Annotated in this window: 25 protein-coding genes; 8 read left to right on the top strand and 17 right to left on the bottom strand. The window is 46.7% G+C overall.

The window, feature by feature from the left end:
• Nucleotides 1-19: 19 nt before the first annotated feature.
• Together H515_RS0101260 and H515_RS0101255 are read right to left on the bottom strand one after the other, a co-directional pair.
• Complete coding sequence (locus tag H515_RS0101260; RefSeq protein WP_154653609.1) at nucleotides 20-406, bottom strand: hypothetical protein; 387 nt, start codon at nucleotides 404-406, stop codon at nucleotides 20-22.
• 112 nt (nucleotides 407-518) lie between these two features.
• Complete coding sequence (locus H515_RS0101255; RefSeq protein ID WP_025874755.1) at nucleotides 519-1415, bottom strand: hypothetical protein; 897 nt, start codon at nucleotides 1413-1415, stop codon at nucleotides 519-521.
• A 584-nt stretch (nucleotides 1416-1999) separates the two neighbouring features.
• Here H515_RS0101255 and upp point away from each other — a divergent pair.
• Complete coding sequence (upp, locus tag H515_RS0101250) at nucleotides 2000-2659, top strand: uracil phosphoribosyltransferase (protein ID WP_025874756.1); 660 nt, start codon at nucleotides 2000-2002, stop codon at nucleotides 2657-2659.
• Between the two features lie 325 nt (nucleotides 2660-2984).
• Here the strand turns inward: upp and H515_RS14355 are convergent, their stop codons facing one another.
• The 4 genes from H515_RS14355 to H515_RS0101235 form a co-directional block, all read right to left on the bottom strand.
• The gene (locus H515_RS14355) at nucleotides 2985-3173 is read right to left on the bottom strand and encodes a hypothetical protein (RefSeq protein ID WP_154653608.1); all 189 of its coding nucleotides are present in this window, start codon (nucleotides 3171-3173) and stop codon (nucleotides 2985-2987) included.
• 266 nt (nucleotides 3174-3439) lie between these two features.
• Complete coding sequence (locus tag H515_RS0101245; protein WP_025874757.1) at nucleotides 3440-4447, bottom strand: 2-oxoacid:ferredoxin oxidoreductase subunit beta; 1008 nt, start codon at nucleotides 4445-4447, stop codon at nucleotides 3440-3442.
• Nucleotides 4448-4463: 16 nt separating this feature from the next.
• Entirely contained in the window at nucleotides 4464-6362 is a 1899-nt protein-coding gene (locus tag H515_RS0101240; RefSeq protein WP_028901466.1) for a 2-oxoacid:acceptor oxidoreductase subunit alpha, read from the bottom strand.
• A gap of 564 nt (nucleotides 6363-6926) precedes the next feature.
• Nucleotides 6927-8588, bottom strand: coding sequence for a nucleoside kinase (locus H515_RS0101235; RefSeq protein WP_036890487.1), 1662 nt, complete (start codon nucleotides 8586-8588; stop codon nucleotides 6927-6929).
• An 88-nt stretch (nucleotides 8589-8676) separates the two neighbouring features.
• Here H515_RS0101235 and H515_RS0101230 point away from each other — a divergent pair, with 88 nt between their 5' ends.
• Nucleotides 8677-10392 carry a Na/Pi cotransporter family protein gene (locus H515_RS0101230; protein ID WP_025874761.1) on the top strand — a complete coding sequence of 572 codons (1716 nt, stop codon included), beginning with the start codon at nucleotides 8677-8679 and terminating at the stop codon, nucleotides 10390-10392.
• 18 nt (nucleotides 10393-10410) lie between these two features.
• On the opposite strand, the gene H515_RS0101225 is transcribed toward H515_RS0101230, so the two are convergent.
• The 7 genes from H515_RS0101225 to H515_RS0101195 all read right to left on the bottom strand — a co-directional run bounded on the left by H515_RS0101225 (nucleotide 10411) and on the right by H515_RS0101195 (nucleotide 17752).
• A complete protein-coding gene (locus H515_RS0101225; protein WP_025874763.1) occupies nucleotides 10411-11019 on the bottom strand; it encodes a WbqC family protein in 609 nt (202 codons plus the stop codon).
• 208 nt (nucleotides 11020-11227) lie between these two features.
• Nucleotides 11228-11443: a hypothetical protein gene (locus H515_RS0101220; RefSeq protein ID WP_154653607.1), complete on the bottom strand. Its 216-nt coding sequence runs from the start codon at nucleotides 11441-11443 to the stop codon at nucleotides 11228-11230.
• A gap of 48 nt (nucleotides 11444-11491) precedes the next feature.
• Nucleotides 11492-13021: a S26 family signal peptidase gene (locus tag H515_RS0101215; RefSeq protein WP_025874767.1), complete on the bottom strand. Its 1530-nt coding sequence runs from the start codon at nucleotides 13019-13021 to the stop codon at nucleotides 11492-11494.
• A gap of 39 nt (nucleotides 13022-13060) precedes the next feature.
• Nucleotides 13061-13816, bottom strand: coding sequence for a 4-hydroxy-tetrahydrodipicolinate reductase (gene dapB / locus H515_RS0101210; RefSeq protein WP_025874769.1), 756 nt, complete (start codon nucleotides 13814-13816; stop codon nucleotides 13061-13063).
• Nucleotides 13817-14467: 651 nt separating this feature from the next.
• Nucleotides 14468-15598: an acyltransferase family protein gene (locus H515_RS0101205; RefSeq protein ID WP_025874771.1), complete on the bottom strand. Its 1131-nt coding sequence runs from the start codon at nucleotides 15596-15598 to the stop codon at nucleotides 14468-14470.
• A 6-nt stretch (nucleotides 15599-15604) separates the two neighbouring features.
• Nucleotides 15605-16798, bottom strand: a complete 1194-nt coding sequence (locus H515_RS0101200; protein ID WP_025874773.1) for an FprA family A-type flavoprotein — start codon at nucleotides 16796-16798, stop codon at nucleotides 15605-15607.
• A gap of 21 nt (nucleotides 16799-16819) precedes the next feature.
• Entirely contained in the window at nucleotides 16820-17752 is a 933-nt protein-coding gene (locus tag H515_RS0101195) for a carbohydrate kinase family protein (RefSeq protein WP_025874776.1), read from the bottom strand.
• A 134-nt stretch (nucleotides 17753-17886) separates the two neighbouring features.
• Between H515_RS0101195 and H515_RS0101190 the strand changes: the two genes are divergently transcribed.
• The 4 genes from H515_RS0101190 to H515_RS0101175 all read left to right on the top strand — a co-directional run bounded on the left by H515_RS0101190 (nucleotide 17887) and on the right by H515_RS0101175 (nucleotide 21454).
• Entirely contained in the window at nucleotides 17887-19137 is a 1251-nt protein-coding gene (locus tag H515_RS0101190) for a M16 family metallopeptidase (protein ID WP_025874778.1), read from the top strand.
• 81 nt (nucleotides 19138-19218) lie between these two features.
• Nucleotides 19219-20682, top strand: coding sequence for a right-handed parallel beta-helix repeat-containing protein (locus H515_RS0101185; protein WP_081410097.1), 1464 nt, complete (start codon nucleotides 19219-19221; stop codon nucleotides 20680-20682).
• A gap of 9 nt (nucleotides 20683-20691) precedes the next feature.
• A complete protein-coding gene (gene cdd / locus H515_RS0101180; protein ID WP_025874782.1) occupies nucleotides 20692-21171 on the top strand; it encodes a cytidine deaminase in 480 nt (159 codons plus the stop codon).
• A gap of 82 nt (nucleotides 21172-21253) precedes the next feature.
• Nucleotides 21254-21454: a DUF4250 domain-containing protein gene (locus tag H515_RS0101175; RefSeq protein WP_025874784.1), complete on the top strand. Its 201-nt coding sequence runs from the start codon at nucleotides 21254-21256 to the stop codon at nucleotides 21452-21454.
• Between the two features lie 33 nt (nucleotides 21455-21487).
• On the opposite strand, the gene H515_RS0101170 is transcribed toward H515_RS0101175, so the two are convergent.
• The 4 genes from H515_RS0101170 to H515_RS0101155 all read right to left on the bottom strand — a co-directional run bounded on the left by H515_RS0101170 (nucleotide 21488) and on the right by H515_RS0101155 (nucleotide 24763).
• A complete protein-coding gene (locus tag H515_RS0101170; RefSeq protein ID WP_028901465.1) occupies nucleotides 21488-22435 on the bottom strand; it encodes an alpha/beta hydrolase in 948 nt (315 codons plus the stop codon).
• Nucleotides 22436-22683: 248 nt separating this feature from the next.
• Nucleotides 22684-23295 (bottom strand): glutathione peroxidase, encoded by a 612-nt coding sequence (locus H515_RS0101165; protein ID WP_025874786.1) that lies wholly within the window; start codon nucleotides 23293-23295, stop codon nucleotides 22684-22686.
• Between the two features lie 163 nt (nucleotides 23296-23458).
• Entirely contained in the window at nucleotides 23459-24166 is a 708-nt protein-coding gene (locus H515_RS0101160; protein WP_028901464.1) for an SIR2 family NAD-dependent protein deacylase, read from the bottom strand.
• Nucleotides 24167-24175: 9 nt separating this feature from the next.
• Nucleotides 24176-24763 carry a hypothetical protein gene (locus H515_RS0101155; RefSeq protein WP_028901463.1) on the bottom strand — a complete coding sequence of 196 codons (588 nt, stop codon included), beginning with the start codon at nucleotides 24761-24763 and terminating at the stop codon, nucleotides 24176-24178.
• Nucleotides 24764-24886: 123 nt separating this feature from the next.
• On the opposite strand from H515_RS0101155, the gene H515_RS0101150 reads away from it, so the two are divergent.
• Together H515_RS0101150 and H515_RS0101145 are read left to right on the top strand one after the other, a co-directional pair.
• A complete protein-coding gene (locus H515_RS0101150) occupies nucleotides 24887-25492 on the top strand; it encodes an FKBP-type peptidyl-prolyl cis-trans isomerase (protein ID WP_025874790.1) in 606 nt (201 codons plus the stop codon).
• Nucleotides 25493-25576: 84 nt separating this feature from the next.
• Entirely contained in the window at nucleotides 25577-26479 is a 903-nt protein-coding gene (locus H515_RS0101145) for an FKBP-type peptidyl-prolyl cis-trans isomerase (RefSeq protein WP_025874792.1), read from the top strand.
• The last annotated feature ends 49 nt before the right edge of the window (nucleotides 26480-26528 follow it).

The following is a 26528-nucleotide window of genomic DNA, read 5'->3' as shown; positions in this document are numbered from 1 at the left end:
TTTTTAGTTTCTATGAAGTTTAAATTCTAATACCAAACCCAAGACTGCCTATTGGCTTTAAATAGTTCTTGTGTGCAGCACCACGCGTGTCATAATGTTTCCCACCTATACCAAAGCGAAAGAACATTTTGTGGTGTTCTATTTCTATGTAGCACATCAAATGACAAGTGTTGTATCTCCAATCACTACTTTTCAAAGAAAGGCTGTAACCAGCCTCTGTGATGAGGTTGAACAAGTCGTCTTTTATCACTCTATACCCCACATTCAATCCATAGCTTCTTGTCTTGAAATACTCTCGCTTGTCATCCTGCTTCATCAACAAAGTCGCATCTGTCAGTCTTGTACCTACATACAGTCTGTTGGTGATGTAATAATTACCTACTATTGCCCGTTCTTCTGGTTTCATATCTCCGAATGCGCACCCTTCAAATTGAAGCATAATGTCGGATTTACCTTTTTGAGCGAAATTTGTTAATGGAAACAGGCAGAAAAAAGCCAAAACTAAAAATACTTTGTTTCTATTCATTGTTTCTTGTTTTTAAAAGTGCATCGGTATTCCATAATAAAGCACTTGAATTAGCAATTGATACTGATTTCAATAGATTTTCTTTAATTTCGTCACTAAGATTTGAATCTTCTATAGTTGCGTTTACCTTTTTTATGTAAGTAGTGTCTGTATCAGGAATATTTTCTAATCCCTCTACAACAATACTGCATACATCAAACATTTCTTTTGTAACACGATCAGTTGTTATATTTTTTAAATTATTGAAATTTTCAGAAACGCTTAAATCCGGATTGAATGCATTAAGTATTTTATCTATATTCTTGATAGAGTTTTGAATATCAATATCCTCATTAACAGCTAAATTAAAATCTTTAATATCTTTATAAATAGACTTTATTAATTTTTCTGAAGGTACTTCACTAATAGTATCTCCAAATTCTTGTATCAATTTTACAGAAAGAAAATTATGTATATCCCCAATTGTTTCTCTTTTCTCAAGATATACGCTTGGGCTATCTTTAAATACACAAGCACTCGCTTGTTTGTCAGCTTCTACATCTTTATTTGCTTTCTCTATTTCTGCATTTCTTTCTTTTAAAATATTCCAAGTTAAAGTAGAGGCAGTAACAGCATCTGACACCTTGCCGTCTGCTAAATAAGCACCAACATCTGCTACTGCGGTAAGAAGAACCCTTTTAAACCAAGAATATTTTTTAGCTCTATTATATCTCAAACCATTATCGAAGTTCAAGAGGGAATAATCTTTGTTAAAATTACTTAGATTTTCTTTAAGCAATATTAACTCCTTAGAGTCGTTTTCTGCCAAATTACTTTTTTCTTCCAATTCATTGGAACAACTAGAGCATATAAATGCTACAATAAAAATAAAAAAATAATACTTTTTCATGCTTTTTGATTTTAAATTTAAATTAATGTAAAACTATTATTACTGAAACGTTTCATGCCTCAAAGGTAAAAAAATAAAATAAAAAAATATAATTTTAATCTACTTTTTTATATTTTCTATGCATTTTAGGATAAAAGCCCCCTCTAAAAACTTAGTTATATGTCTTGTTTTTGTATATTTATTATCAAAAAATCAATAAATTATAAAACTAAATAAGCACTGATTACTAAGAATATAATTCTATCTTATCTCGAATTCGCATCATCCTGATAATAATTCACTCGGTATTGATCATAAGACTAAAAACATCATCGCCCAAGATAGCGTTCTGTGATTGAAGTTTGTTGATTGCGGAATTTAACGATGAAATATCATTCTCTGAAAAGAAAAACTGAAAAAAAGAGGATAAAATATTTAGAAATTATTTTGGGAAACTGTTTTTAGATTTCGTAGTTCTTGAAAAAAAATGTAACTTTGCACAGTTTAAACCTTTCCTAAATGGAAGCAACTAAAGCTATAGATAACAAAGAATAGTGCGAAATTCTTGAATTTATCTCTTAAATTTTAATATAGGCAAATCAAAAATGGAAATCATTAACTTCTCAGAGCAAAACTCCATCATCAACCAGTACATGGCGGAAATCCGAGACAAGAGCTATCAGAAGAATCGTCTGTTGTTCCGAAACAATGTGATGCGTATCGGTGAATTCGAGGCTTTCGAAATCTCAAAGAGACTCCAGTACGTAACAAAGGAAATCGAGACTCCATTAGGCAAGTCGAAAGTCAACGTGCCTGTTGACAAGATTGTCCTCGCCACTATCTTCCGTGCTGGATTGCCGTTCCACAATGGTTTTCTCAACATCTTCGACCATGCCGGCAATGCCTTTGTCAGCGCTTACCGTGAATACAAGGATGAGGAGCATCACGAAGTTGGAATCCACGTGGAGTACCTTGCCACACCGAATATTGATGGAAAGACGCTTATCATTGCCGACCCCATGCTCGCAACAGGCGGTTCGATGGAACTGGGCTACAAGGCCATTCTCACCAAGGGAACGCCTCGTCATGTCCATGTAGCCTGTGTGTGTGCGGCGCCCGAAGGAATAGAGCACATCAGGAAAACCTTCCCCGATAGCACCACCACCATTTGGTGTGCGGCCATCGACGAAGGACTGAATGAGCACCAGTACATCGTTCCCGGCTTTGGCGATGCCGGCGATCTCTGCTACGGAGAGAAAATCTAAGTCTCCCGATTGACTGCACACGACTCACGGAGTCTGTATCCAAAGGCCAATTTACCTTTATGCTTGAAGCTTTCTTCAATCGTAAATCAGCCTTTGGATATGGGCTCTTTTTTTTCTTTTATCCGCAAATCGTTAGTTCAAGATGCCCCTGATTTTATTCGTTTGCCGAGCTGTTCGTTTGCCCTTCTGTGGAAAACGTCGTGAGCTGCGGTGAGAAAAGTTGGCAGGGAAGCGGCAGACAAGCGAATTGAATCATTCCGGAAACAAAATTATCATCTTCTAATAGTGAGCATTAAATCTGATAACAGATTGTGAATCAAAGCGCTCAAGCAAAGGTGTGGCGGACTATGCCGATGCGGAAAGGAAGGCGAAAGGCCAACAACGGGATAAAAAACGCTTGGGAGCGATGTGCCCAATATCGAATGGTGAAATTGCGGTGGAACGACCGGTTAGGGCTGATTTGTCGGCAATGATTGGCAAGTCTGCCGTACATCTTTGTTGATGCGTTTTTCATTGTTGTTGCGATGTGTGAGGTTTGGCATTTCAATAGCTTACCTATTGTGCAATGAATGGTAAGCTATCACACAACGAAAGCTGACCTTTTAAATTGAGTCTTCTGTATCTATGTCTTACTGCTCCTATTTTATAGGTGTGCGACTCACTTTTCAATTCTGTCAATCGTTGCCCGAAGAGTGGGATTCGGGCAACTGTGACAAACGAAAAGAGGATGCTCTCCGTATGGAAAGCATCCTCCCGATTATGTTTGTCTGTACAATTGACTTATTGAACCTCCCAAATGTCGTTGGTTTCGAGCAGTTCCATGAAGTTGTGATAAGGCTTCTTACCTTTCACTTCCTCAATCTGCGCATTGACAGCCTCGTCGTATGTGGGAGCCTCCACGTCGCGGATAACACCCAAGGCTACTGGGAAACCGTGTTCGTTGTCCATCATGGCCAACTTCAGCTGTAGGGTGTCGTCAACACAGTGTGCGTCGTGAATGAGAATATCCTCCAGCTTGACACCGTTTTCGCCAATCTTCACCACCTTCAGACCGAAGCCTTCCTGCACCAGTCCGTACTCGTTGTTCTCGCCGAATACCAACGGCTGTCCCTGACGAACATAGATGGCATTCTTGCTGCGGCCTTCCTTGTTATAGATGCTGTTGTGGCATCCGTCGTTGAAAATGACGCAATTCTGGAGAATCTCGCAGACAGCGGCACCCTTGTGACTGTTGGCAGCCTTGAGGATGTTGATGGTCTCCTGCGCATCGGTGGCAACACTGCGGGCGAAGAACTTGCCGCGTGCGCCGAAGCAGAGCTCTGCTGGGCGGAATGGGTCCTCAACACTACCGAATGGTGTTGACTTTGATACAAAACCACGTGGACTGGTAGGTGAATACTGTCCCTTGGTCAAACCGTAGATGCGGTTGTTCAAGAGAATCATGTTCAGATTGATGTTTCGGCGCATGGCATGGATGAAGTGGTTTCCACCAATGGCCAGACCGTCGCCGTCGCCTGACACTTGCCAAACGGCAAGTTCTGGATTCACAACCTTTGCGCCTGTGGCAATGGCAGCTGCACGACCGTGGATGGTCTGCATGGCATACGTGTTGACATAGTAGGGCAAACGGCTTGAACATCCAATACCAGAGATAACCGCAGTCTGATGAGGAGGGATGCCTATTTCGGCCATAGCTTTTTGGAAACTCACCAAGAAGAAGTGGTCGCCACAACCAGGGCACCATCTTGGTTGACCTTTCTTGAAATCTTTTTCTGTATATTCGCTCATTTTTGATTTTTCCTTTTTATTGTAAGATTCGTGAATAGAACGTACCACAATCATCCTTTGGCAATGGGAGGGAGATGAGTCGCTCGAAGCCCTTGACGAGTTCCTGAACAACAAATGGCTGACCCTTTACCTGATTGTACTGGTAGGGTGCGAAATGGTTGATGCGGATGCGGAGCAAAGCTGCCAACTGGCCAAGGTTCTGCTCGGCTACCACCACCTTTTTGTACTTACCCAGTATCTGGGCGGTGTTGGCTGGCAGTGGGTTGATGAACTTGAATTGTGCAAGTGCAACCTTATGGCCTTTCGCACGTAACTCCTGCATGGCTGAATACAAGTGACCGTAGGTACTTCCGAAACCTACGATGAGCAACTCAGCATCGTCAGCATCGCCTTGGACTGTGAGATCTGGGACCGGAATGCGGGCAACCTTCTCGAAACGTAGGGTGTCCATCTTGTGGTGGTTCTCTGGTTCTGTAGAGATGGCGCCAGTCTTGCCGTCTTTCTCCAATCCTCCGAGGATATGTGTGTAGCCTTCCATTCCCGGAATGGCCCAATAACGTACGTTGCTGTACTCATCGCGCTTGTATGGTCTGTATGAGTAGCGCTGTGCCTCAGTGGCATAGTGTGGGCGAATCTCTGGAAGGTCTGCGATGTCGGGTAACTTCCATGCTGACGAACCGTTGGCAATGAATGCGTCGGTGAGGAGCACTACTGGTGTCATGTGCTCCAATGCCATCTTACAAGCTGCAAAAGCGGCATCGAAACAGTCGGTAGGGCTGGTGGCGGCAATCACTGGCATTGGGCTCTCACCGTTTCTGCCATAGAGTACTTGCAGAAGGTCGGTCTGCTCTGACTTGGTTGGAAGACCGGTAGATGGTCCACCACGCTGAACATCGACAATAACGAGCGGCAACTCGTCGATGACAGCCAAGTTCATGGCCTCGCTCTTCAGGCAGATACCAGGACCAGAAGTTGTGGTTACTGCCAAAGCACCCGCGAACGATGCGCCGATGGCTGTGGCTGCTGCTGATATCTCATCTTCGCTCTGTACGGTGATGACACCGAGAGATTTGTGCTTAGCCAGCTCGTGAAGGATGTCTGTTGCTGGGGTGATGGGATATGAGCCCAGGTACAGTTTCAGCCCCGCCTTCTCGGCAGCTGCTATCAAACCGTAGGCTGTTGCTTTGTTGCCGGTGATGTCCATATACCGGCCGGCTTGCTTCTCCTTAGTCTCTATGCGGTAAGTGTTGGGGACAGAGGCATGGATGTTGTGCCCATAGTTGTATCCAGCCTCCACCACTTTAATGTTGGCTTCGGCAATCGCTGGCTTTTTCTTGAACTTGTCTCTCAGGAAATTGCCCACCAATTCGAGATCGCGGTTGAACAACCAGCAAACAAGACCCAAGGCAAACATGTTGCGGCACTTGAGCATCGCCTTGTTATCCATGTCGGAATCAGCAAGACAGTCTTTCACCATTTTGGTGATAGGACAAGCTACGACACGGTCTGGGTCAATACCCAGCTCGCCAAGATAATCGTCTGTTGTGAATTCAGCCTTTCGCAAGTCGCGAGGACCAAAGGAATTTGTATCAAGAATGATGGTTCCCTGTGGTTTGCAGTTCTTGTATTGCGTTTTTAAAGCGGCTGCATTCATTGCTACCAGTACATCGCACTTGTCACCAGGTGTATAAACTTTTCCTGCACCGATGTGCACTCTGAATCCACTGACACCAGTTAATGAACCTTGCGGGGCGCGGATGTCTGCAGGATAGTCAGGAAAAGTTGAGATTCCATTTCCCACTGTTGCTGAAACATTGGAAAAGATGTTGCCTGCAAGTTGCATTCCGTCACCGGAATCGCCGGAAAAGAGCACAACAACATGTTCGAGTTCTTTCACTTCGATTTGTTCTTCCATAGAAATTGTTTTGTTTATAGTTAGTTCCGTGGCAAAAGTGCGAATAAAAATTGAATAAACAAAATATTTTGCTGAAAAATAACATTTTAATTTCTTAATTGTAATCTATTGAATATGTGGCTGAAATAGAAAAAAGGGAACGGTAATAGTGGTTTTAGTATTAAATGTTAAATTATGATGGGTTGATAGTGGCAATTTTATAGATAAACGCTTGAAATAAAATATATTTGTATTGTTGTTATTTTTTTTGTCTGAGACAGGCAGATTGTGGCAATGAGCGCTTTCGTTGTGTCTGGGCTTTCACTCTGTTTTTTTACCGATGTATTTTCAGGAGGTTAAAGATTCTATTGTGACGATTGATTTTTGACCCATGACAGTGAGGCGAAATTAACGGAGAATGTTGGTTGCTGTCTGGCAAAGCCACATTATTATATATGTGATTTCGAATATAAAAGTCTTTTTGCAAACTGCGATAAATGCACAATCTGCAAAAAGACGTGGAGCGTATAGTCGTGAATAGTCTTGTCTTGCTAAGAGTATTTAGGACAGAGTAATGACGCAATTTTAGTATTTGAACGACGATCCGCCCAGGAATTCGCGTAAAAGTGAGGTTGGTGGCAGACTTTTGTAGGGCAGGGGGGAGAAGTATTTGAGGAATTTTCGTAAGCGATAGGCCTCGGCATACTCCTCGCATCTTTCCGGTACCTGTTCCAACACCTCCTCAGCTTGATTCTTTATGACGGCGAGTTCGAACAACATGGCACTGTTGAACATGACATCGGCATTTTCCTGATAAGGGAATATCCACTTATTCTCGCCTGCCCGCACGCTGGGCCATCGGCGAATGGTCTCCTGCGCTGAGCAACCGCGATATTTGTAGTCGCGGACGATGCGACGGAGCAGGCGGTTGTCAGTCGTAGGGATGTAGTTGTGATCGTCGAGGAGGATGGTTGTCAGGGCGGACGCATAGATTTTGAATTTCTGTTCGTCTGGAATGTGTGCCGTAAGCTCAGGATTCAGGGCATGTATGCCTTCCACCACAAGGATATTGTTGGCTTTCAGTTGGAGTTTCTTGCCACTTCTCTCGCTCTTTCCTGTCTGAAAGTTGTATTTTGGCAGCTTCACTTCCTCTCCTCTGAAGAGTGCCGCAAACTGCTCGTTGATGAGCGCGATGTTCAAAGCATGGATGCTTTCGTAGTCGAGCTCACCATTCTCATCTCTGGGGGTGTTCTGACGGTCAACGAAATAGTCGTCCAACGATACCTGTATCGGCTTTATGCCGCATGTGAGCAGCTGAACAGAGAGACGTTTGCAAAAGGTTGTCTTGCCGCTCGATGACGGGCCGGCGATGAGCACTACCTTTGTTCCCTTCCGTCGTGCGATAGTCTCGGCGGTTTGGGCGATCTTTTTTTCCTGCAAGGCTTCGCTGACGTGGATGAGATCATTGGAAAGGCCTTTTTTAACCGCCTCGTTAAAGTCGCCAACAGTGCTCACTCCCAGTATGTTTTGCCAGCGATGGTGTTCCTTGAACACCTCAAACATCTTGTCTTGGCGGATGAATTCGCCCAGTTTTGATGGGTCTTTCACAGATGGAATGCGAAGCAGGATGCCGTCAAAGTACTTCTCTATGCCGAAAAGCTTTATCTCTTTTGTGTTCGTCAGCATCGAACCGTAATAGTAATCCTTGTAATCGTCAAGCTTATAATAAGTCGTGTAGAGCGAACCGCTGCTCTTCAGGAGCTTCACCTTTGCCTCATCGCCCAGTTTCTCAAACATTTCGATCGCTGCCTCAGTGGTAGTCTCAAAGCGTAGGATGGGTATTTGCGCTGCGATGATTTCATGAATACGTTGGCGAATCTTGGCAACATCTTCCTCTTCTACGGCATGTCCTAACTTCAGATTGCAATAATAGCCATTCGAGACGGGAATGTCGATTACCACTTCGCTGCCCGGATAGATGTCGTGAACTGCCTTGCAGAGCACCATGAACAACGAACGGGTGTAGGTTCGTATGCCAGAAGACGTGTGAAGGTCAAGAAACTCAATGTCTTTGTTGTGATACACCCGGAAGTGCATGCCCTCTACCTTGTTGTTCACTCTGGCACTGACTGGGCCATGCTCCATTTCTATATTTAGTTCATTAAAAATTTCAGAAAGTGTACTTCCTATAGGAACTTCTAAAGTTTTTTTATTATTTTTGCATCGAATTTGTAATACTTGTTTCATCCTTATGAAATATGCCTTGTTAATTGGCTATAAAGTTAACAAATTCTGGGCTAAGTGCAAAAAATATCGCATTACAATACAATTAATTATGACTACAAGTGATTATTTAGCTATTTTTTTCAAGATTATAGGTTCGCTGGCGCTCCTTATTTATGGAATGAAAGTCATGAGCGAAGCTCTTCAGAAAATGGCGGGTTCACAGTTGCGGCATATCTTGGGCGCAATGACCACCAACCGATTTACAGGAATGCTGACGGGAACTTTCATCACCTGCGCCGTCCAGTCGTCGTCTGCCACTACGGTAATGACCGTTTCGTTCGTCAATGCCGGACTGCTGACGCTTGCACAGGCCATCTCTGTCATAATGGGAGCCAACATCGGTACCACGCTCACGGCCTGGATTATGTCCTTGGGCTATTCCGTTGATTTGACAAGCTTTGTGTTTCCAGCCTTTTTGGTGGGCATTGTCCTTATCTATACGCGTAAAATGCGTTACATCGGCGACTTCCTCTTCGGCCTTTCGTTTATGTTTTTCAGCCTTGTGTTGCTCAGTGCTGGGGGGGAAGACCTGCAATTGGAGCATAATCCAGCCGTTATCGAATTCTTTAAGTCAATAGATGTCAACAGTTATGGGAGTATCTTTGTGTTCCTCGCCATCGGAACTTTAATCACTTGTATCGTACAGTCGTCAGCAGCTGTTATGGCGATTACCATTCTCATGTGTTCTACGGGTGTGCTTCCTATCTATCTTGGTATCGCTCTTGTGATGGGCGAGAACATTGGCACTACCATCACGGCCAATTTGGCTGCACTCGGCGCCAATACGCAAGCCCGTCGGGCTGCATTGGCTCATCTTATGTTCAACATCATTGGCGTAACGTGGGTGGTTTGTGTGTTCTATCCGTTCATTGATATGGTTTGTGACTTTGTCGGCTACGATCCGGCCAGCCATGTGTTGGGCCGTGCCGAGGCCGCTGTTAAGCTTCCGATCGTGCTGGCAGCCTTCCACACTACCTTCAATGTCGCCAACACGTCCTTACTTATCTGGTTTATCCCACAGTTGGAGAAGCTTGTCAGCAACATGATAAAGCCTTCTAATATTGAAGCTGAAGAAGATTTCCGTCTTCGCTTCATACAGGCTGGCATTATGAAAACCCCTGAGCTGTCCGTACTTGAGGCGAGTAAGGAGATTCAGTCGTTCGCAGAGCGCTTGCAGCGTATGTTTGGCATGGTGCGTGAGCTGCTGACGATAGACGATGAGGCTGAATTTTCCAAACTTTTCGCCCGCATTGAGAAATATGAGAGCATCTCTGACAACATGGAAATCGAGATTGCCAAGTATCTTGATGAGGTGGGGAATGCCCATCTGAGTGATGAGACCAAGGAAAAGGTGAGATCGATGCTGCGTGAAATTTCGGAATTAGAAAGTATAGGCGATGCTTGCTTCAACATAGCGCGCACTGAAAATCGTCGCTTCAAGGGCAAAGAGAATTTCTCAGAGGAACAATACAATCGTATTTTCCAGATGTTTGAACTCACCGATGACGCACTCACGCAGATGAACAGTATATTGGTGGGGCACAAACACGAGAACGACATTCACCACTCGTTCAACATCGAGAATGAAATCAATAATTACCGCGACCAGCTTCGCTCGCAGAACATCAACGATGTGAACGAGCATAAATACACCTATGCGATAGGAACCATGTACATGGATATCATACAGGAATGCGAAAAACTGGGCGACTATGTTGTCAACGTTGTCGAGGCGCGTATGGGAATCCGCCAACAGGAAGCATAGCCGTGTGGCTTGTCTATGCTATAAATAAAGAATGGCCTCGTTGCCTTCGTTGAAAAGCAAGTCGAGGATACTGAGATTGGGCAGAAAACCGTGTTTCTGCTCATACACTTGATAATACTTTCGGGGGATGAACTCTGGGTCGTCGGCTGGATGTTTTGGGTCGATGGCATTGCGAAAATCCATGTATTGCCCAGTTTCATTGGCTGGAAGGTATTGCTCCGTGAAGCGTATTCTTGGTCGGACGTCAAGTAACTCACAGATTTTGTGGGTTATCTCGTTGTTGAAATCGAAGAGAAAATCCCATTTTTTCTCAAAAAACGGGTGTATATCGTCTTGATAGAATTCAAAGAAAGGGCTTTCGCCGTAGGCCGAAAGCAAAGCGTTCCAATGCTGGTGCCTCCAGTTGTCGTGGTCGCTGATGCGCACATCTTTCATCTTACACTTTGGTCCGTCGAACTTTTCCACAGGTATCGACAGCGTTTGCTTGCCGTTTGTGGTGGCAATCACGCAGCGATTCCTGTAGGTCTGCTTCACGAAGTGTTCGTGTTGTTCGACGACACATTCGTCCCGGTTGAGTTTCTGGTACCATTGTACAGGTCCGAAGTAAGTGGATGCTAAAAGATACATATCGCTTTCTCTGTCTATTTTGCTTCTTGACTGATAAGGATATAGTTGATTTATGTCGCCAATGTATTTTTTTTCATGCCAATGGTCTGTGTCATCACTGGCAGTTTGTGGCTCCGTGGTTGCTCTGTCTTATTTTCTTTTACGGTAATATCTATGGAAGTGAGGGCTGACATTATAAATTGACTGTAACGAACCATTCCTTGTCCAATTATGTAACGTAATCCATCAACTTGTTCGCCACACCCCCAGCTTGGTTATTTCCGTCCAAGATATAGACGAAATCTTGTTTTCTAATCTCAATTTTCTTGTGTCCTCCTTCAGCTCCGAAATTCAATTCCGTTGCTGATATAATGGACTGACATCCATCATTGTTGTTGCTCGTGCATCCTACCATTAAGGTGGAGATGAGTAGAAGAGATGGCATCAATAAGTTTTCATTTCTCCTGAATTGTACAAGATGTCATGAATCAGCCTATTTGATGTTGTCAACCCACATGAACAATCTGCTCCAGCGGATGCCTCCCAATCCCTTTCTGTCAGGATCGCTCGACCACCAGACGAACAGTGGCTTGCCTACGATGTGATCTTCTGGCACGAAACCCCAATACCGGCTGTCCGCCGAGTTGTGTCGGTTGTCGCCTTGCATCCAATAGTAATCGAGCTTGAAGGTGTAGCGGTTGGAGCGTTTGCCGTTGATGAATATCTGATTGCCCTTCACCTGCAAGTCATTTCCCTCATACACTTTTATGCAGCGCTCATAGATTGGGAGGTTGTCGATGGTCAGCGTGATGCTCTTGCCTTTCTGTGGAATCCAGATTGGACCGTAATTGTCGCGCGTCCAGCCGTGGAAGCTGTTCAGCGGGTACATCGAACCAGCATAGACATCTTTGTCTGTGACGGGTCGTATGGCAGTGACGATGCCCTGACGCTTCAGCTGTGCCGCTGCGTTCTTGGTCAGCGGCATATAGCCGTCGTATCGCAGAGCGTCTTGGTTCAGTACAAAGCCACGGTCAACGTCGTACCCATGCAAGCGGCTGAGGCTCTGTACATCCTCGGCACTTATCCCAAGCTGTTTACGCAGCTCGTCGTAGCGCTCGCCAAGTAAGTCGGCCGCCGTTATATTGTTGAGTTTCACCATGTAGGTGTATTGCACGTTGTCGGGTTCTTTATTGGCTTTTCCGTCGAGATAGATAATCTTGTTCTTCACTTGCAAGGTCTGTCCGGGAAGTCCCACGCAGCGTTTTACATAATTTTCCCTACGGTCAGTCGGCCTTGATTCTATCTCTCCGTATGTCCCTATGTTCTGAACGATATAGCTACGTCCCATCAAATAGGCCTTGTTGAAGAAGTCGCGCTGTTGCAGTGCGTTCATATTAGCCAGATTGATGTTTGGGTTTTGCTGGTAGAGCAAATTCGTTCCCGTCTCGTAAACAAACTGATAGTAGTCTTGTCCTTGATAGGCGATGTCGCTCATGATGGTATCGCCGGCTGGATAGTTGAACACCACGATGTCGTTGAGCTCCACTTTTCCGAATCCCTTCACGCGTCGGTAGTCCCAGTGTGGCCATTCGATGTAGCTCTTCACATTGAAGAGTGGCATGGTGTGCTGTGTCAGCGGCATGGTAAGTGGTGTTTGGGGAATGCGGGGGCCGTAGCTGACTTTCGAAACGAAGAGATAGTCGCCCGTGAGCAGAGACTTCTCAAGCGATGACGACGGTATGACGTAGTTTTGGAAGAAGAAAAGATTGATAAAATAGACCGCCACGAGTGCGAACACGATGGCATCGACCCAGCTCATGATGAACTTTACCGGTCCGTCGGAGTCCTTCCACCACTGCCATCTTATTTTCTTTGTGATATAGACGTCAAAAATGAATGGCAGGACGATAAGTCCCAGCCAGCTTTTCACCCAGAAAAGGAATAGCAGGTAGAGCACTGCCACGATGATAAACTTAGCCCATTGCTTTTTGGGATTGAGTTTTGCTTTTTCTTTATCAATCATTGATTTTTGTTTTGTTGGTCGTTTCGGGCCAATGTTGTTTTAAAACTTGAACAGGTCGCTCATGGTGAGCAGTCCGCTGTGGTCTTTGGTGTATTCGGCGGCCAGCACCGCACCGAGCGCAAATCCCTTACGGCTGTGCGCATCGTGTGTAATGGTAATCTTGTCGGCTTCGGAGTCGTAACTGATGCTGTGGATTCCTGGCACTTCGTCGCGGCGAATCGACGCGATGGGCAACTCGTTGTCGGCCACTTTGTTGCTTCCGCTTTCCGAGCCGTCGGCGTTGAGCTGATGGCCCTTCACCCACTGCTGCTTGCGGTCTATGTTTTCGAGAATGCCCTCTGCCAGAGTTATGGCCGTTCCTGATGGAGCGTCCAGTTTGTGTATGTGGTGGGTCTCCTCTATCTCAACGTTGTATTGTGGAAAATCGTTCATTAGCTTTGCCAGATAACGGTTGACGGCAGCGAAGATAGCTACTCCTACCGAGAAGTTGCTGGCCCAGAAGAGTGTTTTGCCATTTTCGCCACAGAGTCGCTCTACATCCTCCTTGTGTTCGTTCATCCAGCCCGTTGAACCGCTGACGACCTTTACGTCGTGATCGAATGCTCTCAGGTAGTTGCCGTATGCAGTAGCCGGAGTTGTGAATTCAATGGCAACGTCGGCAGAGGCGAACTCCGGAGAGTTGAAGTCGCTTTGGTTGTCGGCATCTATCTTGCAAACAATCTGATGCCCACGGTCGAGCGCAATCTGCTCTACCATGTGCCCCATCTTGCCATAGCCTATTAATGCTATTCTCATAATTAAAATTGTTTTATAACCTTGCAAAGTTAGTGGAAATCGTACATAACACAAAATATATTCATTAATTTTAATGCTTTAACACCAAACGGACATAAGGGCTTGAGCTGATTTTGTTTGATTGTCGAGCAGATGGTTTGTCGTTCTTTCGGAAGTTTAGCGCGCTAAGCCGTGAGGGAAACGGCAGACAAGATGCCAGCATGCGAATACAAGATTTTATGAAGATAAGAAATTGAACTGAAGTGTAGGTTTGCGAAATATCTTTACAAACACTTCAAAAATACGGGCTTTTGCCCTACCGACCATAGGTTTGTTCTCAAATTTGGCAATTATAGCTCTTTCTTATAACTTATTTTGATTCAGTGTGTTGTGTGTTTGTAGTTTTCTTATCATTGGAAAAAGTGCAAAACCATCTGCTGTTTTGTTGGCGATAGCTCACCTTTTGGATGCTCAAGGATTATCTTTCGCCGTTCGATAGCTTATGTTATGGGGTGCGATAGGTGACCTTTTGTCGGTTGCATCGTGCTATTCGAGCGTGCGAGGGACGGAAAACTGCTGATGGAACCACAAAACTCCATGAACGGTTGCTCTGGATTGACAAAAATAAAAGTGAGTTTTTAGGTAATAAGTCTTGACATTCCTCATGGCTTTCTATCTTCCTCCGGTCAGCAGTCTTGCCAGTCCGGGCGCAACCTTCTTGATGAGACTGTGGGTGATAGCTCCGACAACAATCAGGATGACAGGACAGAGGAGGTAGATTCCCAAGGCCTCGATGCCATTCTGCGGATTGACGGCACCCGTTTCGAACAGGTAGCGGAATCCGCCCACAAGCAAAGAGTGATAGGCGAAGATGAAAAAGCTGGCATTGGCCAGAAACGGTGGGATGAGCGGTCGGGGATTGCCTGTCGTTTGCTGGTGTTCGATGAGTCGGGTGACAACCGAAACGACAAAGACGATGAGGCCGGCATACATCAAGTTGGGGCTGTTGAACTGCCAGAAAAACAGTGCAAAGAACAAGCCACCCCATCGCATAGGGCGCATGGCATCGGTGAATTTCAGCCCACTGATGGAGAAATAGGCTCCGAACGAGAAGAACAGTATCCCTTGTGAGCTGAGTCCTGGCAAGCCTTCGACCCACTTGGTGGCGTAGAGCAGGGCCATGAATAAGATGATGGGTACTTCCTTACGCTGCGACGACAGAAATCTGAGCAACTGATAGATGACTGGTGAGAGCAGAGCGATGAGCATTAGATCGCGAATGAACCAGAAATGAATGGCTATGGGGGCTGTCATCGCACCCTGACCGCCAATCAGGGTGATGTCCCAGAATGCGTAAAGCCAGTCGGCGACGGTGAAATCTGTCATCGTCTTACCGATGTTGGCAGTCCATCCTGGCATCGTCCGCTCACCAGCCAATAATGCAACGAGGTAGATGGCGTTCCAAATAAGATAAGGTATGAGCAGCGACGAGACCCTGTTTCGCAACTTGTGCAGGTACAGTGACTTTGAGAACGTGCCCTCACGGAAGAACAGGAATCCGCCGATGAAAAAGAAAAAAGGGTTCGCCAGCTGTGCCAGTGAACCCGATATGATGTCGATGATAGTTCCCAATGTAGGCATGGTAGGTCCGACGGATGGAGACCCAGCTGCCCAAAGTGCGTTCCACGCTTCACTTGTGCCGTGGAAATTGCTGTGGATGAGCAAAACCAAGACCACCAACGGCAAACGCAGGAAATGTATCACCTGCGAGTCCGTGTCGGCCGTGTTCATCCTCAGCAGCATGGTCGCTTACTCTTCAGCCAGCAATTTTGTAGCCATTTCGCGGCCCAGTCTCCAGCATTCGGCCTTCGTGGTTTCGTTGAGGGCCTGACGCATCTCAACAGGCTCACCCACTTTCACGAAGTGAGCGCATTTGTCGTTCCACTCACCGATGGCATGTACCGCACGGCTTGCCCATCCATAAGAGCCGAACCAGCCAAGGTAACGGTTCTTGATGTCACGGTTTGCAATCTCGGAGAGGAGCACTTCCATTTCGTGGTAGAGCCCGTTGTTGTAGGTTGGAGCACCCAAAATCAATCCACGGTAACGGAAGATGTCACGGATGATGTAGCTGTGGTGCGTTTTTGATATGTTGTACATGGCGATGTTCTTGACACCTGCCAACGATGCGGCACGTGCTATCTGCTCGGCCACGCGCTCGGTGTTGCCGTACATCGTGCCGTAGCAAATCACAAGTCCGGTTTCGGTTTCGTATTTCGACATCTTGTCGTACAGTCCGATCACCTTTTCTACATATTCGTGCCATACGGGGCCATGTGTTGAGCAGATGTAATCGATGTGGCTGCCCGACAATTTCTTCAATGCGTTCTGTACAGGAGTACCATATTTACCGACGATGTTGGAGTAATAGCGGACCATCTCGTCCCAACACCAGCTGGTGTCTATATCCTTGTCAATGAAACCGCCATTCAACGCACCGAAACAGCCGAAGGCATCGCCGCTGAACAGTGTGGAGTCGCCGCCAGTGCAGAGGGTCATCATGGTCTCAGGCCAGTGCACCATTGGTGTGAGGAAGAACTCAAGCTTGTGCTTTCCAATCTCAATGGTGTCGCCATTCTTCACCTCAATGGTGTTCTCCTTAATGCCATAGAATCCAGACATCATATCGAAGGTCTTTTTGTTACCAATGACTTGAATGTCAGGATAGTATTTCTTGAGCAGCGCCAGTCCGCCGGAGTGGTCTGGTTCCATGTGGTGAATTACTAAATAATCAATTTTTCTGTCGCCCAGCACTTCGCGTATATTCTCAATAAACTGAACAAAGAAGTCAACTTCCACAGTGTCGATGAGCACAACCTTATCGTCGTCAATCAGATAGGAGTTGTAACTGACGCCGTTTGGCAATGGCCACAATCCCTCGAACTTAGCCTTGTTGCGGTCGTTGACACCGACATAAAAAATCTTATTGGTTATTTCTATCATATTTTTTAATAATTGGTTTCGTTATTGTTGTTGAATGGAGGCTCCGAACTCCTTGCTGACGTAGTTGTAGATGTCTTTGCAGCAGTTGGAGGAGAACGCTTGCGCGCAATCCACGAGCTTGTCCCATTGCTGTTCTGTGAGTCCGTTCTCCAAGTCGTTTTTTGTAATTCCGTATTTGATGAGCCCGAAGATGAAACCGGCATTGAAATTGTCGCCTGCTCCCACCGTGCTGACTGTCTGTAGGTCGTGGGTGGGATAACATTTCCTGAACCCATTCTGCGCCCTTACTTCGATAGGGTTCGCCCCATCTGTGTAAATGAATCGTTTGCAGTAGAATGAGATGTCCGCATGATACACCTTTTCGGCGTCATCTTTCTTGTAAAGGTTCATGAAATCTTCCTTGCTGCCGCGCACAATGTCGGCATAGTCGAGATTTTCCAGTAGGTTGGGTGTTATTTTGATGACCTCTCCGATGTGGGTGGAGCGGAAATTGACGTCGTAGTAGATGATTGCGCCCCTCGACCGTGCCAGTTCGAGTAGCCTTTGCACATGTTGGCGTATCACAGGGTTGACCGCATAATACGAACCGAAGAGCACTATGTCGTCGGGTTGTATGTCGGGGAAGGAAAATTCGAGCTGGTCGTGTGGATGGTCTTTGTAGAAAATGTACTCGGCATCATTCTGCTCATTGAGGAAAGCTAAGGAAATAGGCGATTTTGAGCCAGGGAACGCAGCCACTCCGTCGGCATTCACACCGTTTTCAATCAGGAATTTCCTGATGAAGTCTCCCACCCGGTCGCTCCCGACCTCACTGATGAAAGTGGTGTTCATCCCAGAACGGCCCAAAGAGACCATTGCATTGAACGTGGAACCTCCTGGATAAGCCCCGATTGGCTGTCCGTCTTTGAAAATTATGTCGAGAACAGTCTCGCCAATTCCTATGATCTTGCGCATGGATGATAGTCTTTATCCTTAATTACGTTAGGCTAACTAATTTTCGATTATCCTAAGATATCAGGTATTCGATGTGCAAATATAGTACAAATTGGGCATATTTCAAAAAGAAATTCAGTAATTTTGCAAGCAGAATGAAATATAACACAGCAAGGTTAGATAACGGATTGCGTATAATTCATTTGCCCTCCACGTCGCCAGTGGTCTATTGCGGCTACGAAATCAATGCGGGGACGAGCAATGAAGGCAAGAATGAAGAGGGCATTGCTCACTTCTGCGAACACGTTTCGTTCAAAGGCACGCAACGACGCGACAGCCTCGACATTATCAATTGTCTGGAAGATGTCGGGGGAGATCTGAATGCGTACACCACTAAGGTAACGACGGTCTATTATTCGGCCATTCTGAAGGAACATTTCCTACTCGCTGCCGACCTCTTGTCTGACATTGTGTTCCACAGCACTTACCCACAGTCGGAAATCGATAAGGAAGTGGAGGTGATTTGCGATGAAATTGAGTCGTACAACGACAGCCCTGCGGAACTCATCTATGATGAATTCGAGAATATTGTGTTCAGAAACCATCCGCTGGGTCACAGCATTCTGGGAACGACACGCAACGTACGCTCGTTCACGACTGAGGATGCGCGGCGGTTTACTGACAAATTCTATCGCCCTGACAACTGTGTGTTTTACATTTACGGAGATATTGCGTTCGATGAGGCTGTTGCCGCATTGCGAAACTACACCGCTGACGTGCGACGGATGGCTTCCGAAGCTCAGCCGGTCATCGAAGACGGTACGGCGGCGGTGGATACGAATCGCTATCACTATCGTGCCTCGAACATTACGGTCCACAAAAAGACGCACCAAGCTCATGTAATGATTGGCAACCGTGCGTATAATGTCCACGACAAGCGCCGTCTGGTGTTGTATTTGCTCAACAATATTCTTGGTGGACCAGGCATGAATGCACGGCTTAACTTGTCGCTCAGAGAACAGAACGGACTTGTTTACACGGTGGAAAGTTTCATGACAGCGTTCAGCGCTGTGGGGTTGTGGGGCATTTACTTTGGTTGCGACCCGAAAGACGTAAGGCTATGCACGCAGTTGGTGCGCAAAGAACTTGATCGGTTCATGAACGTGCCCCTCACTCCTGACGAATTAGCGACTGCCAAGCGACAGATAAAGGGGCAGTTGGGCATCGCTTCTGACAACAAGGAGAACTTTGCGCTCGGCTTTGGCCTGAGTTATCTCCACTATGGGTGGGAGAAGCACACCGAAAAGCTCTACCAGCAGATTGATTCCATTACCGCTGAAGAATTGCAAGCTGTGGCAAGCGACTTGTTCCAGCCAGAGACGTTGACGACATTGATTTACAAGTAAGCTCTCTTTGATGAACCGCCACTTTCAAGTCAGTGCCCAACGATAGGCAATAAAGTGAGGCAAATTACGTTTGAATAGCGTATGAAGATAATTAACAAGATAACAATCATTGTACTGTTGGCTGTTGTCGGACTCGCGACAGCCTGCAATGACGACGACTCTTTTACGACATCAACCAGCAATCTGTTGACGTTCTCAACCGACACCTTGCGTTTGGATACTACTTTCTCGAAAGTTCCCACACCCACCAAGACCTTTTGGGTATATAATAGGTCAGGTGAGGGAATCCGACTGACGAATGTACGGTTAGAGAATGGCAACCAGACGGGTTTCCGGGTTAATGTAGATGGCATCTATCTCGGACAATCCAGTGGCTATCAGGTGAACGGACTTGAGGTGAGAAATAAGGACAGCATTCGCGTCTTTGTGGAACTGACCACTCCCATCAACGGGAACACCGATCCGACGCTGGTGGAAGACAACCTGATTTTCACCCTTGAGAGTGGCGTTCGGCAGAAAGTCAACCTCAATGCCTACAGCTGGGATGCAGAGTTGCTCAAGAATGTAGAGATAACCACAGACAAAACCATCCGTAGTACGAAACCCATCGTGATTCAAGGCTCGCTGAAAGTTGCTGAAGGGGCAACGCTGACAGTTGCAGCGGGGACGACTCTCTATTTCTCCAACAAGGCGGGGATTGACGTTTATGGAACGTTGAAAACCGTGGGCACACCCGACGCATGGGTGACGCTCAGGGGCGACAGGCTGGATTGGATGTTCGACTACCTGCCCTACGACCGTGTGAGCGGACAATGGCAAGGAATCCATTTTCACAAGTCCAGCTATGACAACGAGATGGCCTACACCGATTTGCATTCGGCATACAATGGTGTGGTCTGCGACTCATCCGACGTTTCGCGAACCACACTGACGATGCGCAACAGCACAGTGCACAACTGTCAGGGGTATGGTTTGCTTGCGACAAACTGCAAGGTCAATATCAGCAACTCGCAGCTGACGAACACACTCAATGACTGTGCGGCATTCTTCGGCGGAACTGTGACCATGAGCCACTGCACCCTCGCCCAGTTCTACCCTTTCGATTCCCGTCGGGGAGTTGCGCTGAGATTCGGCAACACACGAGCAGGCATGATTTACCCACTCCTACAATTCGACGTCTTCAACACGCTAATAACAGGTTATGCCGAAGATGTCATCATGGGAGAGTTCAGCAAGGATGTGGCTCTGAATTATAAATTCGACCACAGCATCCTTCGTACCACGAAACCCAAGGAGATGGATGAGACCAAATATATTGAAGTGAAGTGGGAGGAAGCCACAGACACTGTCGGTTCTGGCGAGAGGCATTTCCGCAAGATCGATAGCGAAAAGCAATACTATGACTTTCATCTCAGCGAGAAATCAAAGGCGCGCGATGCGGGCTATGTGCTTGCAAACGGTACCAGTGCGGCCGATCACGATGGCAAGACGCGTAGCGATGTGCCCGACGTCGGTTGCTATGAATATGAGGAAAAAAAAGAATGATGAAAGGTTATGAAAACAATAGATATTAATATTAAGATCGGTTACTGTCAGCCCGATGAGCTTTCGGAGAAGGAACAGCACCTCGTGCAGACGGCTATTAAGGCAACGGAACATAGCTACTCCCCATACAGTCATTTTGCCGTAGGTGCGGCGTTATTGCTGGAGAACGGAAACGAGGTGATGGGTGCCAATCAGGAGAATGCCGCTTATCCATCGGGGCTGTGTGCTGAGCGATCGGCCATTTTCGCTGCCCAGTCGCAATGGCCAGACCAAGCCATTACAACGCTGGCCATAGCCGCCCGCACTGGCGGAGGTCTTGTCCGTGAGCCCATTGTGCCTTGTGGCGCATGCCGGCAGGTGATATTGGAGATAGAGGCACGCTACAAACGTCCCGTTCGCATTCTGCTTCATGGCACCGAAGGAGTGTATGTCATCGACACTATCAAGGATTTGCTGCCGTTGCAATTCACTGGCGATTCCATGCAGTAGGGTCGGAGTTGAAACCTTTATTCATCAATCTTCCTCTTTCCGCTGAATAAATGCGGGTGGAGGAAACCACTAAGTACTTCCAATGGATTATCTACCAAAAGACCCAGCTATCCTTGTTAGCAGTGTGAATATGCTGTTGAGAGACGGAGAGTTTGACAGTCTGGAGTCGTTGTGCTATTCTTTCGGCGAGCTCCCCGACCATTTACGTGAGGTGTTGCTGGCTTCCGGCTTCGTCTATAGCCAGGAACAGAGACAGTTCCGACCCATAGGCTTCGACGAATAGTCCATCCTTTCGGCCCTCCTCATGCTGCGCTCGTCAACGGAAAGATCTGCCGACGAATTCAGCCACTCTCCGACTATATTCCTCTGGATAATCTTTGTAGCTCTTGGCATGCGCCGTTCCCTTTGTTATCCAAAGTTCCTTGGGCTGTGGCTTGGCATTGAAAAGCGGATAGACCATGCCTGACGGAACGAAATTGTCGGTGTCACCATGAATGAAAAGCATGGGCTTGCTGCACTTTGCGACTTGTTTCAGTGAGCTGGCCTCGCCGAACGACCAGCCGTATCTCAGTCGGCAGAGTGCCGAGGTGGTGTATAGCAGTGGAAATTCGGGCAAGTTGAACTCTGCTTTCAGCTGGTTGCCGAACTCGTCCCATACACTTGTGTAGCCACAATCCTCGATAAAGCATCTCACATAGTCGGGAGTCGTGTCGCCGGAGATGTTCATTGTCGTGGCTGCGCCCATCGATATTCCGTGGATGACCATCTTCGATTTCCTTCCACTTTTGCGAAACATTTTTTCGGCAATGGGAATCCATTGCTCCACGTCAAGTCTGTCTTTCCATCCCATCTGTATGTCGTTGCCCTCACTTTTGCCATGAGCGTGCAAGTCGGGCAGCACGACATTCATTTTCATCACCTTATTATATATGTAAGCTATCTGCATCATTCCCAAAGCATTGTTTCCGTAGCCGTGTATGCAGATGGCACTTTTTCCTTGTGCCGAATCGTTCCGCAGATAGAAAGCGTGCCCACGTAGTCCGTTAGCAAGCGTGATGGTGGTGTCGCCCAACCGGTTGTTGTTCTTCACCGAATCGAGCCAATCACGCAGCTGCGGGTAGTCGATGTGCAGTTTTCGCCATTGCGAGGCATAGCCATTCGTGGGCGCCTCGATGGAATAGTTGAGCATATAGAAAGATGCTCCAGTCAGGGCTATGAGAATCAGCAGAATGATTCCTCCCAAAATTCGATAAAATTTTTTCATGAATGTGATGGGTTTTTGGAGGAATGAAAGGCCAACCAATCAGTGTTGGAATGATGGTTTGTAATTATCTGTTGATCAATAAGATACATGTTTGATTGTAAAAGGTGACCTTTTACCGTCCGTTTGGTGACCAAACACGCGGCGAAAGCTCACCTTTTGTTTTGCGATTGCTGAGCTTTGGTCATGAATGCACAGCCTTCAGTCTGAAAAACGGTTACCTGTGAGACGGTTGTAAAGCTCACCGACAGTTACATTCTCAGCACTGCCCTGATGCCGCTCTCGACCTCTTTCATGTCGGCCGTTGGCTCGAAGCGGTCAACCACGTGTCCCTCGCGGTCGATGAGGAACTTGGTGAAGTTCCATTTTATACTGGGACTCTTGGCATAGTCTGGGTCTTCTTGGCTGAACTTAGAGTCGAGATATTGTCCAATCTTGTTGTTCTTGTCGAAACCCTTGAAGGCTTGCTGCGCTTTCAGATAGGTGTAGAGGGGCGACTCGTTCTTTCCGTTGACGTCGATTTTAGCAAACTGTGGGAAGGTTACTCCGTAGTTGCCCGTGCAGAACGCATGAATCTCCCGATAAGTGCCCGGTGCCTGTCCGCCGAATTGGTTGCACGGGAAATCAAGAATCAAGAGTCCCTTGTCCTTATAGCTCTCGTAGAGCTTTTGCAACTCTTCGTATTGCGGTGTGAATCCGCACTTGGTAGCCGTGTTCACTATCAGCAGCACCTTGCCCTTGTACTCCTTCAGTTTCACTTTCCGCTCGTTTCCGTCTTTCACCGTGAACTTATAGACATTCTTTTGCGCCATTGCCGGAACTGTCAGCACAGCGCAGATGATTAGCAACAGTAGTTTTCTCATTGAATGAATCCTCCTTGCATGCCCCTCCTTCTTACTGTCAGCCTTGTTGTCTGTCGATGACGGATGTCAGGCTGGCTACGAGTCGGGCATTGTTTTATGTATTCTTGATTGCCTGAACCCCTATTCATGGTCGGGGTCTGTACCGGTTTCGTTTGATGGTCAGTCAGATACCGATGTCTTCAAGGCGGCCCATAAGCTCCTCCAATCCCTCGCTTGCGCCTTTCCTTATTACGGTGATGTCGTCTCGCTTGCCCTGTGTCACCTCGTTTGGGTCAATCAGGTAGATGGGCTTTCCTGGTCTGACGTAGTGGATGAGGCCAGCTGCGGGATAGACGTTGAGCGATGTTCCGACGATGACGAATATATCTGCCTCGCTGACTTCCCGTGCTCCGACTTCGATCATGGGCACTGCTTCGCCGAAAAAGACGATGAACGGGCGTAGCATGCTTCCGTCCTTGGCCTTCGTTCCGGGTGTTACCTCCCAGTTTTCCTCGGTCAGTTGCTCAATAAACTCTGGATTATAAGGGTCGTTACTGGAGCACATTTTCTTGAGTTCGCCGTGCAAGTGTATGACATTCGACGAACCAGCGCGCTCGTGCAGGTCGTCAACGTTTTGCGTGACGATGGCCACCTCGTAGTTCTTTTCCAAGTCTTTGATGAGTTTGTGCCCTGCGTTGGGCTGTGCTGCGAACAGTTTTTTGCGCAAGCGATTATAGAAATTAATGACCAATGCGGGGTCGGCCTCTAATGCTTCGTGGGTTGCCACCTGCTCCACGGGATAGTCTTCCCATAGTCCATCGCTACCTCTGAAAGTCTTAAAGCCACTCTCCACAGACATCCCAGCTCCAGTTAGAAATACAATTTTCTTCATTTTTCTATCTTAATTGTTATTTGTTCCTTTAAAAAAAGGCATGTTCTTGCCCCCTGTACGAACATAATACTCCATACGTTCCCGCTCACTTCGAAATTCCTTTCGCCTGAAATCGTCGATATACCAGTCGGAGTCTTCATAGAGAAGCGTCAACGTCAAAGAATAATTGTAAGGCTTGCCAATGGCCAGTTCTGCCTCTGCATGGAAACCGTCGATGACATTAGCGGAACAGATTTCATAGTCGAATCCCTCTGGTTCCATGTGCTGAATCCAGTAATCGAGATAGTCATATCCTTTAAAGTCAGGACAATGGAGGCTATCGTATTGATATACCTTGTATTCATCTATTTTGAATTCCGACGAAAGGAATCGCCTGATGTCGGGCATCTGCCAGGCAGTGTCGCCCTCAAGTGTTGCCTTGAAGGCTTCTTTGTAGGCCTTCGACACCTCGTTGTATATTTGTCTGACACGCTCTTTCACATAGAAGTCGGAGTATTTGTTGACACCGATGCTGCTTATTTGCGCACCAGCATGAGTTGCCGGGTAAGTGCAGAAAAGCAAAAGACACCAGAATGACAAGATGTGAAATCTCCTCATGTTTATATATTTTAAGTTCTTTTCATTTCACAAATTTAGTAATTTTAATTAGAATAATGCCATACTGTATTCTAAAAATAGTATCTTTGCACAATAATTTATTATAAATACAAACGTAATTAAATGGACAAATTAAGCTATGCATTGGGTATCGGTATCGGCACGCAACTCTCTGGTATGGGTGCAGGTAACTTGAATATCGACGACTTCGCACAGGCTATCAAGGATGTTATAGCAGGCAACGACCTGAAAGTAAGCAACCAGGAGGCACAGACCCTCGTTAACGACTTCTTCGCTCAGCAAGAGGCGAAGCAGAAGGAAGCCGCTGCTGAGGCTGGCAAAGTAGCCAAGGCTGTTGGTGAGGACTTTCTTGCCGAAAATGCCAAGAAAGACGGAGTGACAGTGCTGCCTTCAGGACTTCAGTATGAGGTTATCAAAGAAGGAAACGGCAAGAAGCCAGGTGCTACCTCACAGGTGAAATGCCACTATGAGGGTACGTTGGTTGACGGAACCAAGTTCGACAGTTCTTACGACCGTGGCGAACCGGCTACGTTTGGCCTGAATCAGGTTATCCCTGGATGGACGGAAGGCGTCCAGTTGATGGGCGAGGGGGCCAAATATCGTTTCTTTATTCCCTATAACCTTGGTTATGGAGAGCGCGGAGCTGGTGCTTCCATTCCTCCTTTCGCAGCATTGGTGTTCATTGTAGAATTGATCGAGGTGCTGTAGCTGACATACAGACCCCAGTCTTATGCAACTGGCGGGGGTGAAAACTGAATGATAACAGAAACAATTACTAAATTTTATATAAAAATGAAGAAACTTACTATCGTAGCCGCTTTGGCTATTGCAGCAGTTGGGTTCACATCTTGCGGAAACTCTGGTGCACCAAAAGAAGAATTGAAGTCTGATGTCGATTCTCTGAGCTATGCTTTCGGAATCGATCAGGGACAGAACGTTAAGCAGTACCTCCAGCAGATGAACATCGACACTGCTTATGTTGATGAGTTTATCAAAGGTATGAACGACGGTGCGAAGAACATGGACGACAAGAAGAAAGCGGCTTACAATGCCGGTATCGGTGTCGGCATGAACATGAACATGGTCATCAAGAACCAGATTAACAAGAGCATCTTCGGAGAAGACTCTACCAAGACAATCTCGTTGAACAACTTCCTCGCTGGTTTTGCGGCAAGTGCTAAGGGCAAAGGTCAGAAAATGACTATCGATAAAGCACGCGAGGTTGAACAGAAGGTGTCGCAAAATATTCAGGCGAAGAATGCTGAGAAGACATACGGTGCCAACAAGAAGAAGAACGATGCCTACATGGCCAAGATTGCTAAGGCAGCAGGCGTAAAGGCTTTGAAACAAGGCGTATATTATAAGGTAATCAAGGCCGGGACAGGTGCGAAACCAAAGAACAGCGATATCGTAAAGATTAACTATGAGGGAAAGACCATCGACGGTAAGACATTCGACCAGCGCAATGGCGCAACAATGCCAGTGGGAAGTGCCGTTCCTGGTTTCACGGAAGCATTGAGCAATATGCCAGTAGGCTCAAAATGGGAGATTTATATTCCTTACACTGCTGGCTACGGCGCTCAGCAGCCAAGTCCTGATCTCAAGCCTTTCTCTACATTGATTTTCACTGTTGAGTTGGTTTCTATCGAGAAAGCGCCTCAGGGTGTTCCAGCTCCAGCTGTAAAAGCTGAGTAATCAGGTCCGAAAAGATAAGACAATAAGGTGGATTGGGAACGGTATCGGC

This window comes from Prevotella corporis DSM 18810 = JCM 8529, from assembly GCF_000430525.1.
In the GTDB taxonomy this organism is placed as follows: domain Bacteria; phylum Bacteroidota; class Bacteroidia; order Bacteroidales; family Bacteroidaceae; genus Prevotella; species Prevotella corporis.
This window is presented reverse-complemented; position numbering and strand designations above follow the sequence as displayed.

Bases quoted from the DNA above. Each gene is read 5' to 3' on its own strand.
- H515_RS0101225 (WP_025874763.1), bottom strand. From the start codon at position 11,019: ATGTATCTTTTAGCATCCACTTACTTCGGACCTGTACAATGGTACCAG.
- H515_RS0101205 (WP_025874771.1), bottom strand. From the start codon at position 15,598: ATGCTGCTGAGGATGAACACGGCCGACACGGACTCGCAGGTGATACAT.
- H515_RS0101160 (WP_028901464.1), bottom strand. From the start codon at position 24,166: ATGAAGAAAATTGTATTTCTAACTGGAGCTGGGATGTCTGTGGAGAGT.
- H515_RS0101255 (WP_025874755.1), bottom strand. From the start codon at position 1,415: ATGAAAAAGTATTATTTTTTTATTTTTATTGTAGCATTTATATGCTCT.
- H515_RS0101195 (WP_025874776.1), bottom strand. From the start codon at position 17,752: ATGCGCAAGATCATAGGAATTGGCGAGACTGTTCTCGACATAATTTTC.
- upp (WP_025874756.1), top strand. From the start codon at position 2,000: ATGGAAATCATTAACTTCTCAGAGCAAAACTCCATCATCAACCAGTAC.
- H515_RS0101145 (WP_025874792.1), top strand. From the start codon at position 25,577: ATGAAGAAACTTACTATCGTAGCCGCTTTGGCTATTGCAGCAGTTGGG.
- H515_RS0101260 (WP_154653609.1), bottom strand. From the start codon at position 406: ATGAAACCAGAAGAACGGGCAATAGTAGGTAATTATTACATCACCAAC.
- H515_RS0101230 (WP_025874761.1), top strand. From the start codon at position 8,677: ATGACTACAAGTGATTATTTAGCTATTTTTTTCAAGATTATAGGTTCG.
- H515_RS0101175 (WP_025874784.1), top strand. From the start codon at position 21,254: ATGGATTATCTACCAAAAGACCCAGCTATCCTTGTTAGCAGTGTGAAT.
- H515_RS0101240 (WP_028901466.1), bottom strand. From the start codon at position 6,362: ATGGAAGAACAAATCGAAGTGAAAGAACTCGAACATGTTGTTGTGCTC.
- H515_RS0101215 (WP_025874767.1), bottom strand. From the start codon at position 13,021: ATGATTGATAAAGAAAAAGCAAAACTCAATCCCAAAAAGCAATGGGCT.
- H515_RS0101170 (WP_028901465.1), bottom strand. From the start codon at position 22,435: ATGAAAAAATTTTATCGAATTTTGGGAGGAATCATTCTGCTGATTCTC.
- cdd (WP_025874782.1), top strand. From the start codon at position 20,692: ATGAAAACAATAGATATTAATATTAAGATCGGTTACTGTCAGCCCGAT.
- H515_RS0101220 (WP_154653607.1), bottom strand. From the start codon at position 11,443: ATGCCATCTCTTCTACTCATCTCCACCTTAATGGTAGGATGCACGAGC.
- H515_RS0101165 (WP_025874786.1), bottom strand. From the start codon at position 23,295: ATGAGAAAACTACTGTTGCTAATCATCTGCGCTGTGCTGACAGTTCCG.
- H515_RS0101190 (WP_025874778.1), top strand. From the start codon at position 17,887: ATGAAATATAACACAGCAAGGTTAGATAACGGATTGCGTATAATTCAT.
- dapB (WP_025874769.1), bottom strand. From the start codon at position 13,816: ATGAGAATAGCATTAATAGGCTATGGCAAGATGGGGCACATGGTAGAG.
- H515_RS14355 (WP_154653608.1), bottom strand. From the start codon at position 3,173: ATGAAAAACGCATCAACAAAGATGTACGGCAGACTTGCCAATCATTGC.
- H515_RS0101200 (WP_025874773.1), bottom strand. From the start codon at position 16,798: ATGATAGAAATAACCAATAAGATTTTTTATGTCGGTGTCAACGACCGC.
- H515_RS0101185 (WP_081410097.1), top strand. From the start codon at position 19,219: ATGAAGATAATTAACAAGATAACAATCATTGTACTGTTGGCTGTTGTC.
- H515_RS0101150 (WP_025874790.1), top strand. From the start codon at position 24,887: ATGGACAAATTAAGCTATGCATTGGGTATCGGTATCGGCACGCAACTC.
- H515_RS0101235 (WP_036890487.1), bottom strand. From the start codon at position 8,588: ATGAAACAAGTATTACAAATTCGATGCAAAAATAATAAAAAAACTTTA.
- H515_RS0101245 (WP_025874757.1), bottom strand. From the start codon at position 4,447: ATGAGCGAATATACAGAAAAAGATTTCAAGAAAGGTCAACCAAGATGG.
- H515_RS0101155 (WP_028901463.1), bottom strand. From the start codon at position 24,763: ATGAGGAGATTTCACATCTTGTCATTCTGGTGTCTTTTGCTTTTCTGC.